Below are 14,611 nucleotides of genomic sequence, written 5' to 3'. Positions count from 1 at the left end.
CGTGGGCGTTTGATCAGCATAGACTCTCAGGTCGCCACATCCGTTAGCCTGGAGTTCTATACATGCATCCCCGCGTTCTTGAGGTCACCGAACGGCTTATCGCCCGCAGCCGCGCCACCCGCGAGGCTTACCTTGCGCTCATTCGCGGCGCAGCCAGCGACGGTCCGATGCGCGGCAAGCTGCAATGCGCCAACTTCGCCCACGGCGTGGCCGGTTGCGGCACCGAAGACAAAAACAGCCTGCGCATGATGAATGCCGCCAACGTGGCAATTGTTTCTTCTTATAACGACATGCTTTCGGCGCATCAGCCCTACGAGCATTTCCCCGAACAAATCAAAAAGGCCCTGCGCGAAGTCGGCTCGGTCGGCCAGTTCGCCGGCGGCACCCCCGCCATGTGCGACGGCGTGACCCAGGGCGAGCCGGGCATGGAGCTGAGCCTGCTCAGCCGTGAAGTCATTGCCATGTCCACGGCGGTAGCGCTGTCCCACAACATGTTCGACGCCGCGCTGATGCTGGGCATCTGCGACAAGATCGTCCCTGGCCTGATGATGGGCGCGCTGCGCTATGGCCACCTGCCGATGATCTTCGTGCCGGGCGGGCCGATGCCGTCGGGTATCTCCAACAAGCAGAAGGCCGATGTGCGCCAGCGCTATGCCGAAGGCAAGGCCAGCCGCGAAGAACTGCTGGAATCGGAGATGAAGTCCTACCACAGCCCCGGCACCTGCACCTTCTACGGCACCGCCAACACCAACCAGTTGCTGATGGAAGTCATGGGCCTGCACTTGCCGGGCGCTTCGTTCGTCAACCCGTACACGCCACTGCGCGATGCGTTGACCCGCGAAGCCGCGCACCAGGTCACGCGCTTGACCAAGGCCAATGGCAACTTCACGCCCATTGGCGAGATTGTCGACGAGAAGTCCATCGTCAACTCCATCGTTGCGCTCAACGCCACCGGCGGCTCCACCAACCACACCCTGCACATGCCGGCCATCGCCATGTCGGCAGGCATCATCCTGACCTGGCAGGACATGGCCGACCTTTCCGAGGTGGTGCCGACCCTGTCCCACGTGTATCCAAACGGCAAGGCTGACATCAACCACTTCCAGGCGGCGGGCGGTATGTCGTTCCTGATCCGCGAACTGCTCGAAGCCGGCCTGCTTCACGAAGACGTCAACACCGTGGCCGGCAAGGGCCTGAGCCGCTATATCCAGGAACCTTTCCTGGTCGACGGCGAACTGGTCTGGCGCGACGGCCCGATCGAAAGCCTCGACGAAACCATCCTGCGCCCCGTGGCCCGTGCGTTCTCGCCGGAAGGCGGTTTGCGCGTGATGGAAGGCAACCTTGGCCGTGGCGTGATGAAGGTTTCGGCGGTGGCCCCGGAGCATCAGGTGGTCGAAGCGCCGGCGGTGGTGTTCCAGGACCAGCAGGACCTGGCCGATGCCTTCAAGGCCGGCCTGCTGGAAAAAGACTTCGTCGCGGTAATGCGCTTCCAGGGGCCGCGCTCCAACGGCATGCCGGAATTGCATAAGATGACGCCGTTCCTGGGCGTGTTGCAGGACCGTGGTTTCAAAGTGGCACTGGTGACAGACGGGCGAATGTCCGGCGCGTCGGGTAAGATCCCTGCCGCGATCCACGTCAACCCCGAAGCCCAGAGCGGCGGGCCGCTGGCGCGAGTCCAGGATGGCGATATCATCCGTGTGGATGGCGTTACCGGCACCCTGGAGCTTAAGGTGGACGCCGAAGTATTTGCAGCGCGCACGCCTGCCACGGGCCTGTTGGGCAATAACGTGGGAGCCGGTCGCGAGCTGTTTGCATTCATGCGCTTGGCCGCAAGCTCCGCAGAGCAGGGCGCCAGCGCCTTTACCTCTGCCTTGGAGACGCTTAAGTGAAGCTTGCGCTGGTCGGTGATATCGGGGGGACTAACGCCCGTTTTGCGTTATGGCGGGATCAGGAACTGCATTCGATCCGCGTGCATGCCACGGCGGATCACGGCAGCCCTGAAGAGGCGATCAAGGTCTATCTCAAAGAAGAAGGCCTGCAAATCGGCGACATCGGTGCGGTGTGCCTGTCGGTGGCCGGGCCGGTGAGCGGCGATGAATTCAAGTTCACCAACAACCACTGGCGCCTGAGCAAAACCGCGTTTTGCCAGGCCCTGCAGGTGGATGAGCTGTTGCTGGTCAACGATTTCTCGGCCATGGCCCTGGGCATGACCCGGCTCAAACCCGACGAATTCCGTGTGGTCTGCGAAGGCACGCCGGAACCCTTGCGCCCGGCCGTGGTGATCGGCCCGGGCACCGGCCTTGGCGTCGGCACCTTGCTGGACCTGGGCGCAGGCCGCTGGGTAGCGTTGCCGGGGGAGGGTGGGCATGTCGACCTGCCTCTGAGCAGCCCACGGGAAACCCAGCTGTGGCAGCACATCTATAGCGAGATCGGGCATGTCAGCGCCGAAACCGCATTGAGCGGTGGCGGCTTGCCGCGGCTGTACCGGGCTATTTGTGCGGTGGATGGGCATGCGCCGGTGCTGGACACCCCCGAAGCCATCACGGCGGCGGGCCTGGCCGGTGACCCGGTGGCCATGGAAGTCTTGGACCAGTTCAGCATCTGGCTGGGCCGGGTGGCGGGCAATAACGTCTTGACCACCGGTGGGCGCGGTGGCGTGTACATCGTGGGTGGGGTGATACCGAGGTTTGCCGACTTCTTTATCAACAGCGGTTTCGCCAAAAGCTTTGCGGATAAAGGCTGCATGAGCGACTACTTCAAGGGTATTCCGGTGTGGCTGGTGACGGCGCCGTATTCCGGGTTGACTGGGGCGGCTGTGGCGCTTGAGCAAGCCTTTGCATAGGTCATAATGGCGCCATCGCAGGCAAGCCAGCTCCCACCGTCTGGAATGCATTCCAAGTGTGGGAGCTGGCTTGCCTGCGATGGCGGCCTAAAGGGCACCCGATGATTTAAGCCAGGCCATAACAACAAGGAGGCCCCCGTGAGCGTAATCAGTAAATCCATTCTCCTCGTCGACGACGACAAGGAAATCCGCGAATTGCTGCAAACCTACCTCAGTCGCGCCGGCTTCCAGGTCCGTGGCGTAGCCGACGGCGCAGGGTTCCGCCAGGCCATGAACGAGGCGCCGTGCGACCTGGTCATCCTCGATGTCATGTTGCCAGACGAAGACGGCTTCAGCCTGTGCCGCTGGATCCGCCAGCACCCGCGCCAGGCGCAGGTGCCGATCATCATGCTCACCGCCAGTTCCGACGAAGCCGACCGCGTGATCGGCCTGGAGCTGGGCGCCGATGACTATATCGGCAAACCCTTCAGCCCCCGCGAGTTGCAGGCGCGCATCAAGGCATTGCTGCGCCGCTGCCAGTTCGGCCAGGAGCGCAGCAGCGGCGGCGATGTGTGGGTGTTCGATGAATGGCGCCTGGATATGATCAGCCACCGTTTGTTTCATGTGGATGGTGAAGAGGTGATCCTCTCCGGCGCTGACTTTGCCTTGCTCAAGTTATTTCTCGACCACCCGCAGCAGATTCTCGACCGTGACACCATCGGCAACGCTACCCGTGGCCGCGACCTGATGCCCTTGGACCGGATCGTCGACATGGCCGTCAGCCGCCTGCGCCAGCGCTTGCGCGACACCGAGAAACCACCGCGGCTGATCCGCACCGTGCGTGGCAGCGGCTATCAACTGGCAGCCAGCGTGGTTGCCGGCAATGCCCACTGAACCGCTGAACGAACGCCGTCGCCGCTTGCCGGTACCCCGCTCGCTGCTGGGGCGCATGTTACTGCTGACCTTGCTGGCGGTGCTGTTCGCCCAGGCGCTGTCCAGCGTGATCTGGGTGTCGCAATTGCGCGCCACCCAGCTTGAGGGCCTGGTCACCAGCGCCCGCAGCCTGGCGCATTCAATGACCGCCAGCGTGAGTTATTTTCGTTCGCTGCCGGTGGCCTATCGCCCGTTGGTGCTGGACCAGTTGCGCAGCATGGGCGGCACGCGTTTTGTCGTGACCCTCAATGATCGCCCGCTGGACATGCAAATACTGCCGGAAACCCCGCGCAAGCAGGCGGTGCTGGTGGCGGTGGATGAAGTGCTGCGCCAGACCCTGGGTGCCGACGTGCACATCTCGGTGGAGTTCGTCAGCGCCGAAGACCTGCGCATCTTCAATGCCGGCCTGAAGCTCGACGAACTGCCACGCTCCTGGGCCCATTACGCGCTGACCCTGGAGCCGGTGAACCCGCCGGTGCTGGTCACCCAGATCCAATTGGCGCCCGGCGAGTGGCTGTACATCGCCTCGCTGTTGCCCGAGCCCTACACCAGCCTGGAAGAACAAGGCCTGCCTTCCCAGCAGGTGTGGTTTATCGTGCTCACCAGCGGTTTTCTGCTGCTGTTCATCGGCCTGCTGGTGCACTGGCAAAGCCGGCCGCTCAAGCGCCTGGCGCGCGCGGCGCGGGACATGTCCCTGGGCGCCGATGTGGAGCCGGTGGCTGAAGGCGGCGGCAGTGAAGTGGTGGAAGTGGGCCGTGCATTCAATGCCATGCGTGAACGCATCAGCCGTTACCTGACCGAGCGCAGTCAGCTGTTCAGCGCGATTTCCCACGACCTGCGCACGCCCATCACCCGCCTGCGCCTGCGCGTGGAATTACTGGAAGACGAGAACCTGCAAAACAAATTCGGCCGTGACCTGGATGAGCTGGAATTGCTGGTCAAGGGCGCACTGCAATGCGTGAAAGACACCGACATCCACGAAAACATCCAGCCGGTGGACCTCAACCACGTCCTCGAATGCCTGGTGGAGCCGTACCTGGCACCCCATGGCAATGGCCGAGTGACCCTCGATGGCGCGGCGCTGTCAGCCTACCCAGGCAAGCCACTGGCGCTCAAGCGTTGCATCGGCAACCTGATCGACAACGCGCTCAAGTACGGGCAGAACGCGCATTTGCATATCGAGGACGATGGCGTGCAGTTCATCCTGCACGTGGATGATGAGGGCCCCGGCGTGCCGCAGCAGCGACTGGAGCAAGTGTTTGAACCGCACTTTCGCCTGGCCGGCCAGCAGCAGGGTTACGGGTTGGGGTTGGGGATTGCGCGCAACATTGCCCACAGCCATGGGGGCGAAGTGAGTTTGCAGAACCTGCGCGAAGGCGGCCTGCGCGTCACCTTGCAACTTCCCCGCGGATTAGACTGAATATACGCAGGACTACTGTGGGAGCTGGCTTGCCTGCGAAGGCGGCCTGACAGGCAACACAGTTGGACCGGGTACATATCCGTTATTTAGGTAACGGCCACTTAGGGTTCCGCTCTGACAGCGGCTCACTTTTGAAAAGCGCAAAAGTAAGCAAATGTATGGTCAGCCCACCTCCTGCAACCACAGGCGATGAGCGGTAAAGCATGCTTGCGCTAATGTATCCGGGCTCATAGTTGGCAGTTTCACCGCTCGGCCCTTGATGAATAGTCGCTCCCGCCTGTCCTTGAAAAACGCTTCAGCTTCGAAAGCTGTTTTGCTTACCAGGTTTTCAAGCAGGATCTGAGCTGTTTATCGTCATCATCGTTGTCGTCGCAAAAGCCGGTAGTGTTTCGCTCAAGTCACCAACTGCGCGTTGTAGCTGCCTCCACGAGCTAAAACGGCCCATACGATTCTTGCCAATTTATTGGCTAAGGCGCAGGCAACCTTGTTTGGGTGCTTTCGTGCAAGGAGGTCTCTGCACCACCTTCCAAGAGCATCGTTGCGTTTGTCGATCCGCACCAACACTGCCCGCGAACCTTGGACCAGAAGCTTTCGAAGATACTTATCACCACGTTTGCTGATGTTCAAAAGGACGGTTTGGTCGCCTGTTGAGTATTGCCTCGGCACCAGTCCTAGCGAAGCGGCAAAGTCTCGAGCCGAATGAAAATTGGAAGCGTCCCCGATGTCGGCCAGCAGCGCGCTAGCGATGATCGGGCCGATGCCGGGGATGCTCATTAAGCGTGTTCCCGCATCATCAGCTGCCACTTGCTCTTTGATACTTCGGTCAATTGCCTTTATTTCCCCGGTGAGCCGTTTGATCTCTTCCAGCAGATATTCAATATCGCACTTCAGCTGTTGAGGCAGCTCTGCGGCAGGATCGTCCAGAATTTGGTGAATCTGATTCATCGCCGCTTTTGTCGCAGGCAACGCAATTCCAAACTCAAGCAAGAACCCATGAATGCGATTTATGGTTTGAGTTCGATGACCTACCAGCGCCTCTCGAAGGCGGTGCTGGGTCGAAAGCACTTGCTGCTCCACTGTCTTGATCGCGACGTAGCGCGTTCTGGGGCGGGACGCGGCTTCACAGATGGCAGCAGCATCGATGTAGTCGTTTTTATTGCCGGTAACGTAAGGTTTTACATGTTGCGGCGCGATCAACTTCACTTGATGCCCGAAAGATATAAGTTTTCTGGCAAGCCAGTGCGAACCGCCGCAAGACTCCATCACGATGGTGCAAGGCTTTAGTTTTGCAGCGAACTCAAGCAAGCGATTGCGATTGAATTTCTTGCGTAGTACTTCATGGCCTTTGCCGTTGTGCCCGATGAGATGAAAAGTGCTTTTTCCAATATCCAGGCCAAGCAGTTCCAAGGTGTCCATGAGAGGTCTCCTCAAGTAAGTGAGAACCCCGGTAAGTCTAGATTTACCGGGGTTCCCGTGCCGGGCTGACCATCTCATTAACGCTCTTGCCCCACCACTCGGCACCTCGCCTAGGCTCGGTGTGCCCGTAATCCGCCAGTGATTTGGGGGGCCGCCGCCACGCGCCATCCATGGCGCGGGGCGGCTAAACCGGCATCCCTGCCGGTTTACCCCCCAAATCCCTGTCGAATTCCGGCCAGCGTGGTTTAACGGGGCGCCTAAGATCAAGATCAAAAGCAGATCAAGAGCAAGAGCGGCTCGCTTCGCATCGTGGTTACCGTCTGCTGTTACAACCCGCAAAGTTGTGTAGATACCTATGCTGCGATGACGGTGGGTCAGTTAATACAAAAGTGACTGACACACCGCCATCGCAGGCAAGCCAGCTCCCACATTTTGCTACGCGTGCATCAGATGCTTTGACGCAGTCTGGCCAAGTCGCGCAGCGGCGGCGCACCGAACAACCGGCTGTACTCCCGGCTGAACTGCGACGGGCTTTCATACCCCACCCGATACCCCGCCGCCGAAGCCTCCAGCCCTTCGGCAATCATCAGCCGCCGGGCTTCCTGCAAGCGCAGTTGCTTCTGGTATTGCAGCGGGCTCATGGCCGTGATCGCTTTGAACCGATGGTGTAAGGTCGAGACGCTCAGGTTCACTTCCTTGGCCAGGTCGTCGATACGCAGTGGCTGCTCATAGTTGCCGTTCAGCCATTTGATCGCCTGGCTCACCCGATGGCTCTGGCTGTTAGTCACCGCAATTTCATACAGGCGATAACCCTGCGGGCCACGCAGCAAACGGTAGAGAATTTCACGGTTGATCAAGGGCGCGAGCATCGCGATGTCTTTCGGGGTGTCCAGCAAGCGGGTCAGGCGCAGCACCGCGTCGAGCAATGCGTGATCGATGCGGTCGACGTACATGCCTCGTGAGGTCGGGCGCGAGGGCACGCCCATTGGCCCGGCCTCTGCGATCAGCGCGGTGAGCTGCGCCGGGTCGATATTGATGCGCACCGAGAGGTTCGGGTCCTCGGCGGTGGCGTCGATGATGCGGCCGGCCACCGGCATTGCCACCGAGAACACCAGGTAGTTGAGCGGGTCGTAGGCAAAGATCTCGTCGGCCAGGCGTACTTCCTTGCTGCCACTGGCAAGGATGCACAGTGCGGGTTCCACCAACACCGGCATGAAATCCCGTGGCGCGTTGTGGCGGTTCAGGTACAGCGAGGTGATCGCCGTGCCGTAGGAGCCGTCCTCCCAGGTATGGCGGTGCACGATACTGGCCAGCTCGGCGCGTTGTTTCTCCATCTCGGCATCGAGGGGAACGGACTTGGATTCGGGCGACGGCATGGGGCGTCCTCTACACGCTGCTTTGATGGGCTCAGCTTAGCGGCGGCTTTTCAAAAAGTGTTACGTCGATTCTGCAGCATCCTTGCCTGATCCTGCGAGATAGCGTGAATCAGGCAAGTGCGCAGCCTGTCATCTGCCTGAAACATGGGGCCTGTGCCTGGAATAAATGCTGGGGCCGGACGTCCTCCCTACGCTTCTCGCAGGATTGTGCAATAAGCCTGCAGGAATTGACTAACCGCGCCCACCCCCGCGCCGTTATCTTTGATCCTGTGGCAACACGCCCTCATTGTGCTTGCCGAGCATCACTTCTCAACGGGAGAGTCGAACATGTCCACCCCCATTCCCGCGAGCCATATGGCCTTTATCCGTGCCCGTAGCGGGTGCAGCACCGAACTCGGTGCACGCTTGAGCAGTTTGATTGAACCGGGTCGCCAGGCCCAGGGTTGCCTGCAATTCTCGTTGCAGCATTCCCAGGTCGACCCCGATGTCTGGCTGGTGTCCGGGTTCTGGAGCAGCGAGCAGGCCATGAGCGCCTACTTCAGCTCTCCTGCCCTGATGATCTTCACTGAGCTATTGAACGACATGGTCGTACGCAGCATGGACTTCCAGACCTTTACCGACGCATCGGCCGTACAGGCCTACGGCGAGTACCTGCAACTGGCCGGTTAACGGTTAGAATGGCCGACTTTCCATTGGCCAGGACCTGCAACATGGCACGTAAGCAATTTGCCCACCACGAAGCCGTTTCCGCCGTAGTACCGGGCGAAGGTGGCTACAGCGCCGCCGTCGCCGTCAAGGCACTGGATGGCATGGGCGCACCCAGGTTTCACAAGATCCTTGATGGGCAGACGTTCAAGACGGCTTCGGATGCCGATGATGCGGCGACGCTGCAACTTGAGCATCTGGTCGATGTGGATGCAGAAGGCCAACTGAGCTGGGCTCCCGCCGCACTGTAGGAGCGAGCTTGCTCGCGAAAAACTCAAGAGCACCGCGTTCAGCCTGGTGCCCCGCGTTATCGTTGGCGATCTTCGCGAGCAAGCTCGCTCCTACAGGGGCTATTGAGGTCTGTACATTTTGAACAGGGCCTCAGGCCCCAGCTGAAAATAATCCGCCGGGCCACCCCCACGCAAAATCGGCTCGGCGGCAGCGGTGTCGTAGATCCCGTCCTTGAGCAACCACTTGGCGATGTGCACCGCAACCACCTCGCCCAGCACCAACCAGCTCGGCACCAATGCCTTGTCAGCACGTTGCAACTGGATGATCTGCGTCACCTTGCACTCGAACGACACCGGGCTCTCGCCCACCCGTGGTACGCCAACGATTTTCGAAGCCACTGGCGTCAGGCCGGAGAGTTCGAATTCATTCACCTCGGGCGATACTGCCGCGCAGCTCTGATTCATCTGCTCGGCCAGCGGGCGGGTGGCCAGATTCCAGACGAATTCGCCGGTCTGTTCGATATTGTTCAGGCTGTCTTTACGCCCGACACTGGAAAACCCAATGATCGGCGGAATGTAGTTGAAGGCGTTGAAGAAACTGTAGGGCGCCAGGTTCAGGCGGCCTTCGCGGTCGTGGGAGGAGATCCAGCCAATCGGGCGTGGGCCGACGATGGCATTGAACGGGTCATGGGGCAGGCCGTGGCCGTTGGCGGGTTCGTAAAAGTGGATATCGTCGGACATGGCCCTGTTCTGCTCTCGATTCTGGGGCCTCCATCATATCCAATGTGGGAGCGGGCTTGCTCGCGAATGCGGTGTGCCAGTCAATGAACCTATCGACTGACACTCCGCTTTCGCGAGCAAGCCCGCTCCCACAGTTTTTACTGCATTAGGCTGTTAGTCGGTGGTGATTCGAGAGTGTTTACGCGTGTCTTTCATGGTCACGTACACCATCAACGACACCGCGATACACGCCGTCACGTACCAGTAGTAGCCGGTTTCCATGCCGATGCTCTTGAACCACAGTGCGATGTATTCAGCGGTACCGCCGAAGATCGACACGGTCAGGGCATACGGCAGGCCTACGCCCAGCGCACGGATTTCAGTCGGGAACAGCTCGGCCTTCACCACGGCGTTGATCGAGGTGTAGCCGCTGACGATGATCAGCGCTGCCATGATCAGGAAGAACGCGCCCCACCAGCTCTGAATGGTGTGCAGGGTGGTGAGGATCGGCACGGTGAACAGGGTGCCAAGCACGCCGAAGGCGATCAGGATCGGGCGGCGGCCGATTTTATCCGACAGCCCGCCGATGATCGGTTGCAGGCACATGAACAGAAACAGCGTCGCCGCCGAGATGGTGGTGGAGTCGGAGATGCTCATGCCGACGGTGTTCACCAGGTATTTCTGCATGTAGGTGGTGTAGGTGTAGAACGCCAGGGTGCCGCCCATGGTCAGGCCGACCACGGTCAGCAGTTCCTTGGGGTGGCGCATCAAGGTGCGCATTGCGCTTTCCTTGGCTTTTTCTTTTTTGGTGAACGACTCGGTTTCTTCCATGCCACGACGCAGGTACAGCGCGACCACGGCACACAGGGCGCCGATGGCGAACGGGATGCGCCAGCCCCAGGCGTACAACTGCTCGGTGGTGAGTACCTGTTGCAGCACGATCAGCACCGCCAGCGCGATGAGCTGGCCGGAGATCAGGGTCACGTACTGGAAGCTGGAGTAGAAACCGCGACGTTCCTTGGTGGCCATTTCACTCAGGTAAGTGGCAGAGGTGCCGTATTCGCCGCCGACCGACAGGCCCTGCAGCAGGCGGGCAAACACCAGCAGGATCGGCGCACCGATACCAATGACTTCATAGCCTGGGCTCAGGGCAATCAGCAGCGAGCCGAAGCACATCAGGTAGACCGAGGCCATCAAGGCTTTTTTACGCCCGACTTTGTCGGCGTACAGGCCCATCAGCCAGCCACCGATCGGGCGCATCAGGAAGCCCACGGCGAAGATCGCGGCGGTGTTGAGCAGTTGGGCAGTGGTGTCGCCCTTGGGGAAGAAGGCTTTGGCAAAATACAGCGAGAAGGCGGCGTAGACGTACCAGTCGTACCATTCGACCATGTTGCCGACTGATCCGCTGAAAATCGACTTGATGCGGCTGGAGGTGGTGCGCTCCTGCGCTTTTGCGGCCGTCGATCCCAGAGGCACGGTGTTGGAGTTATCCATTGAAGGATCCTTCATCTAGTTGTTTTTATGGAGCGGCGCGTGCGCAGCCTGTTGGGGCTATAGCAGGAGCTGTGCCAGGTAGAGGAAGGCCCGCAATAGAAGGGTTGTGGGATTTTTTTGAGCGGAAAGTCGCTGATGGTTTTTGGGTAATGAGCGGAAATCCGCTTATGGCTGCCGACGCCATCGCAGGCAAGCCAGCTCCCACACCTGCTTGTGTTCACAGATCAAAATGTGGGAGCGGGCTTGCCCGCGATGGCGATTCAAAGGCCGCTACACAAACATCTCCCTCACCAACCCATGCCGCTGCATCTTCTCATTGAAGGTACGGCGCGGCAGTTGCAACTCGGCCAGCACCGCCTTGATATCGCCCTTGTGACGCGTCAACGCGGCCTTCAGGCAGTGTGCCTCGAACGCCTCCTGCTGCGCTGCCAACGACTGCCCGGCTTCGATCCCTTGCGGTTCCGGCTCGTCCAGCCCCAACACCTGGCGCTCGGCGACGTTGGCCAGTTCGCGCACATTGCCCGGCCAGTCATGGCTGAGCAGGCGCCCCAGCTGCGGCCCACTCAAGGGCTCGACCTGGCGGCCCAGACGCTCGGCGGCGCTTTGCGCAAAATGCTCGTACAGCAGCGGAATATCTTCGCGACGTTCACGCAATGGCGGCAGGCGCAGTTGGGCGACGTTGAGCCGATAGGCCAGGTCTTCGCGAAAGCGCCCGGCGCGGGCCTCTTCTAGCAGGTCGGGCTTGGTGGCGGCGATGATGCGCAGGTCCACATGGATACTCTGGTTGGAGCCCAGCCGCTCAAGCTTCTGCTCTTGCAACACACGCAGCAATTTCACCTGTTGGGCCAGGGGCATGCTTTCGATTTCATCCAGGAACAAGGTGCCGCCGTGGGCATATTCCAGCTTGCCGATACGTTTGCCCTGGGCGCCGGTGAAGGCGCCGCTTTCATGCCCGAACAGCTCGGCTTCGAACAACTGCTCGGGGATCGCCGCACAATTGAGGGCCACGAAGGGCTTCTTGGCGCGTGGGCCGAAGTCATGCAGGCAGCGGGCGACCAGCTCCTTGCCGCTGCCGGTCTCGCCACGAATCAGCACATTGACCGGCAAACTCGCCAGGTCCAGCACTTGGCGGCGCAAACTTTGCAGGCCCTTGGACACGCCCAGCAGGCTGGACTCCAACTGCGCGCGATGATCGGCCTGTTGATGCAGGCGGCGGTTTTCCAGGATCAGGCCGCGCTTGTCCAGTGCCCGGCGCAGGCTGTTGAGCAAGGCGTCGGGGCTGAAGGGTTTTTCCAGGAAGTCGTAGGCCCCGTCGCGCATCGCTTCGACGGCCATTGGCACGTCGCCATGGCCGGTGAGCAAAATCACCGGCAAATCGGCATCGCGGCGCTGCACCTCGGCCAACAGCTCAAGGCCGCTGAGCCCTGGCATGCGCACGTCGCTCAGAATCACCCCGGCAAAGTCTCTGGGCAGTTGCGCCAGGCACTCTTCGGCGCGGCTGAACAACTGCACCTCAAACCCCGACAGGCTCAACCATTGCTCGACGGCCGTGCGAATACTGGCTTCGTCATCGACCACAATCACCGCGTTCAACATAGGTCTGGCGTCTCCAGGGCGATAGGCAGGGTCAAGGTGAAAATTGCGCCATCGCCACGGTTGGCGGCGCTCAGGCGGCCGCCCAGTTCATGCACGATAGCGTAGGACACCGCCAGCCCCAAGCCGAGCCCGTCGCCCACCGGTTTGGTGGTGAAAAACGGGTCGAACACGCTGCTCAAATGTTCTTCGGCAATCCCGCCGCCGCTGTCGCAGACGCTCAACTGCCACAGCTGCTGATCGGCGTGCAGGCGGATTTCCAGGCGCTTGCGCGGTTTGTCGGCCATGGCGTCCAGAGCGTTACGCAACAGGTTGATCAGTACCTGTTCGAGGCGGATCGCGTCGCCGCGTACCCAGGCCGGGCGGGTGAGGTCCAGCACCACACCGATGGCTTCGTCACGCAGGCGCGCATCGAGCAGGTGCAAGGATTGATCGACCACCGTCGCCAGGTCCAGCTTTTCGCGCAAGCCACTGGGGCTCTTGCGGGCGAAGGTCTTGAGGTGGCCGGTGAGCGCGGCCATGCGCGTGAGCATGTCATCCAATGGCGTGAGAGCCTTGTAGGCATCGTCCACGCGACCATGGTCGAGCAACAGCCGCAGCGTCGCCAGTTGCATGCGCTGGGCGGTTAGTGGCTGGTTGATTTCATGGGCGAGGGCGGCCGACATCTGCCCCAATGCCGCCAGCTTGGCCGACTGCACCAGGCCATCCTGAGCGGTGCGCAGGGCTTGTGTGCGTTCTTCGACCAATTGCTCCAGCTCTTCTCGGCTGCGCTGGCGCAAGCGGGCCAGGCGCCAACGCTGGCTGAGAAACAGCACCAGAAATACCAGGGCCAGCCACGAACCCGCAGCGGCAAGGCCCGCGTTGCGTTGGTCTTCAAAGGCAAACTGGGGTTTGCGCAACAGGTGCAGGGTCCAGCCTTCGCGCTTGAGCGGCAGCGACTCCCAGATGTAATTGGCGTTGCCGTCGGGGCCGTTGACGCGGATCAAGTGGCTGTTTTCGTCAAAGCGTTGCAGGGGCTGGGTGTCCAGTGGCTGCAGTTGCTTCTTGTCGTATTGCCGGGTGGCCTTGAGTTCAGCCAGGTCATTTTCGGACAACGGCCGCAGGTTGCGATAACGCCAGCCCGGTTGGTTGGCGATAAACACGATGCCCCGCGCATCGCTGACCAACAGCAGGTCATTGCCTTGGGCCCATTCGCGTTCCAGCTCGGGGAACTCCAGCTTGACCACCATGGCGCCGAGGAACTGCTCGTGCTCATCCACGACCGCGCTGGACAGGAAGTAACCCGGAATGCCCGTGGTCACCCCCACCGCATAAAAACGCCCGGTGCCCTGGCTCAAGGTTTGGCTGAAATACGGCCTGAACGCGTAATTGTGGCCGACATAACTGCTGGGCAGGTTCCAGTTGCTGGCGGCCACGGCCAGGCCGGTGCGGTCCATCAGTTCCAGGGTCGAAGACTGCGCGGCGCCGTTGATACGCTCCAGCTTGCGGTTGAGCCGGTCTTGCGTGGCGGCGTCCAGCGGGCCCTTCAAGGCGCTGATCATTTCCGAGTCCAGCGCCAGCACGGCGGGCAGGGCACGGTAGCGTTCGATCAGGGTGTGCAGCGAGTTGGCATACAGCGCGAGTTGCTGATTGGCACGGGCGGCGTCGTCCACCAAGGCCTGGCGTTCGGCATGGCGCGTGGCCAAGGCGGCGGCCAGCACCGCACCGGCGATGATCAACAGGGAATAGAAGGTCAGGCGCAGGGGGCGAGGGATCACGATCATACGATGATGAACAGGCACGGTAAGGGGCGAGCACCATAGCATGGGCGGCACATATCTTGTGGCCAAGGCGCTTGTGTGGGGGCTGGCTTGCCTGCGATGACGGCCTGCCAGCCGACGGCTATCTACCTGACACCGCACGA

At 61.1% G+C, this 14,611-nt stretch carries 12 protein-coding genes; 6 read left to right on the top strand and 6 right to left on the bottom strand.

Features of this window, described 5'->3' with window-relative positions; all coding sequences use genetic code 11:
* The first annotated feature begins 62 nt into the window (after nucleotides 1–62).
* From edd to HU731_RS10030, 4 genes are all read left to right on the top strand, one after another.
* Entirely contained in the window at nucleotides 63–1,889 is a 1,827-nt protein-coding gene (gene edd / locus HU731_RS10045; protein WP_014719752.1) for a phosphogluconate dehydratase, read from the top strand.
* Nucleotides 1,886–2,842, top strand: a complete 957-nt coding sequence (locus tag HU731_RS10040; protein WP_186609243.1) for a glucokinase — start codon at nucleotides 1,886–1,888, stop codon at nucleotides 2,840–2,842. The genes edd and HU731_RS10040 overlap by 4 nt, the downstream gene beginning before the upstream one ends.
* Nucleotides 2,843–2,980: 138 nt before the next feature.
* Nucleotides 2,981–3,715 carry a response regulator gene (locus HU731_RS10035; RefSeq protein ID WP_186609245.1) on the top strand — a complete coding sequence of 245 codons (735 nt, stop codon included), beginning with the start codon at nucleotides 2,981–2,983 and terminating at the stop codon, nucleotides 3,713–3,715.
* Nucleotides 3,705–5,174: an ATP-binding protein gene (locus HU731_RS10030; RefSeq protein WP_056789187.1), complete on the top strand. Its 1,470-nt coding sequence runs from the start codon at nucleotides 3,705–3,707 to the stop codon at nucleotides 5,172–5,174. Before HU731_RS10035 ends, HU731_RS10030 begins: the two co-directional genes overlap by 11 nt.
* Nucleotides 5,175–5,567: 393 nt before the next feature.
* Here the strand turns inward: HU731_RS10030 and HU731_RS10025 are convergent, their stop codons facing one another.
* Both HU731_RS10025 and HU731_RS10020 read right to left on the bottom strand, forming a co-directional pair.
* On the bottom strand, nucleotides 5,568–6,590 hold the full coding sequence (locus HU731_RS10025; RefSeq protein ID WP_186609620.1) for an IS110 family RNA-guided transposase: 1,023 nt from the start codon (nucleotides 6,588–6,590) through the stop codon (nucleotides 5,568–5,570).
* Between the two features lie 446 nt (nucleotides 6,591–7,036).
* The gene (locus HU731_RS10020; protein ID WP_186609398.1) at nucleotides 7,037–7,966 is read right to left on the bottom strand and encodes an AraC family transcriptional regulator; all 930 of its coding nucleotides are present in this window, start codon (nucleotides 7,964–7,966) and stop codon (nucleotides 7,037–7,039) included.
* A gap of 327 nt (nucleotides 7,967–8,293) precedes the next feature.
* Here HU731_RS10020 and HU731_RS10015 point away from each other — a divergent pair, with 327 nt between their 5' ends.
* Both HU731_RS10015 and HU731_RS10010 read left to right on the top strand, forming a co-directional pair.
* Nucleotides 8,294–8,635 carry an antibiotic biosynthesis monooxygenase family protein gene (locus HU731_RS10015; RefSeq protein WP_032895463.1) on the top strand — a complete coding sequence of 114 codons (342 nt, stop codon included), beginning with the start codon at nucleotides 8,294–8,296 and terminating at the stop codon, nucleotides 8,633–8,635.
* A gap of 41 nt (nucleotides 8,636–8,676) precedes the next feature.
* Nucleotides 8,677–8,922, top strand: a complete 246-nt coding sequence (locus tag HU731_RS10010; RefSeq protein ID WP_225931647.1) for a hypothetical protein — start codon at nucleotides 8,677–8,679, stop codon at nucleotides 8,920–8,922.
* A 99-nt stretch (nucleotides 8,923–9,021) separates the two neighbouring features.
* Here the strand turns inward: HU731_RS10010 and HU731_RS10005 are convergent, their stop codons facing one another.
* The 4 genes from HU731_RS10005 to HU731_RS09990 all read right to left on the bottom strand — a co-directional run bounded on the left by HU731_RS10005 (nucleotide 9,022) and on the right by HU731_RS09990 (nucleotide 14,471).
* Nucleotides 9,022–9,642, bottom strand: a complete 621-nt coding sequence (locus HU731_RS10005; RefSeq protein WP_186609402.1) for a flavin reductase family protein — start codon at nucleotides 9,640–9,642, stop codon at nucleotides 9,022–9,024.
* 153 nt (nucleotides 9,643–9,795) lie between these two features.
* Entirely contained in the window at nucleotides 9,796–11,115 is a 1,320-nt protein-coding gene (locus HU731_RS10000; RefSeq protein WP_032895468.1) for an MFS transporter, read from the bottom strand.
* Between the two features lie 270 nt (nucleotides 11,116–11,385).
* Nucleotides 11,386–12,711 (bottom strand): two-component system response regulator MifR, encoded by a 1,326-nt coding sequence (locus HU731_RS09995; protein WP_186609404.1) that lies wholly within the window; start codon nucleotides 12,709–12,711, stop codon nucleotides 11,386–11,388.
* A complete protein-coding gene (locus HU731_RS09990; RefSeq protein ID WP_032895471.1) occupies nucleotides 12,705–14,471 on the bottom strand; it encodes a two-component system sensor histidine kinase MifS in 1,767 nt (588 codons plus the stop codon). The genes HU731_RS09995 and HU731_RS09990 overlap by 7 nt, the downstream gene beginning before the upstream one ends.
* Nucleotides 14,472–14,611 lie beyond the last annotated feature (140 nt).

Origin of the sequence: Pseudomonas salmasensis (assembly GCF_014268375.2) — a bacterium.
GTDB lineage: Bacteria > Pseudomonadota > Gammaproteobacteria > Pseudomonadales > Pseudomonadaceae > Aquipseudomonas > Aquipseudomonas salmasensis.
This window is presented reverse-complemented; position numbering and strand designations above follow the sequence as displayed.

Excerpts from the sequence above, each read along its gene's own strand:
- edd (WP_014719752.1), top strand. The coding sequence starts at position 63 with ATGCATCCCCGCGTTCTTGAGGTCACCGAACGGCTTATCGCCCGCAGC.
- HU731_RS10030 (WP_056789187.1), top strand. The coding sequence starts at position 3,705 with ATGCCCACTGAACCGCTGAACGAACGCCGTCGCCGCTTGCCGGTACCC.
- HU731_RS10025 (WP_186609620.1), bottom strand. The coding sequence starts at position 6,590 with ATGGACACCTTGGAACTGCTTGGCCTGGATATTGGAAAAAGCACTTTT.
- HU731_RS10020 (WP_186609398.1), bottom strand. The coding sequence starts at position 7,966 with ATGCCGTCGCCCGAATCCAAGTCCGTTCCCCTCGATGCCGAGATGGAG.
- HU731_RS10015 (WP_032895463.1), top strand. The coding sequence starts at position 8,294 with ATGTCCACCCCCATTCCCGCGAGCCATATGGCCTTTATCCGTGCCCGT.
- HU731_RS10010 (WP_225931647.1), top strand. The coding sequence starts at position 8,677 with ATGGCACGTAAGCAATTTGCCCACCACGAAGCCGTTTCCGCCGTAGTA.
- HU731_RS10005 (WP_186609402.1), bottom strand. The coding sequence starts at position 9,642 with ATGTCCGACGATATCCACTTTTACGAACCCGCCAACGGCCACGGCCTG.
- HU731_RS10000 (WP_032895468.1), bottom strand. The coding sequence starts at position 11,115 with ATGGATAACTCCAACACCGTGCCTCTGGGATCGACGGCCGCAAAAGCG.
- HU731_RS09995 (WP_186609404.1), bottom strand. The coding sequence starts at position 12,711 with ATGTTGAACGCGGTGATTGTGGTCGATGACGAAGCCAGTATTCGCACG.
- HU731_RS09990 (WP_032895471.1), bottom strand. The coding sequence starts at position 14,471 with ATGATCGTGATCCCTCGCCCCCTGCGCCTGACCTTCTATTCCCTGTTG.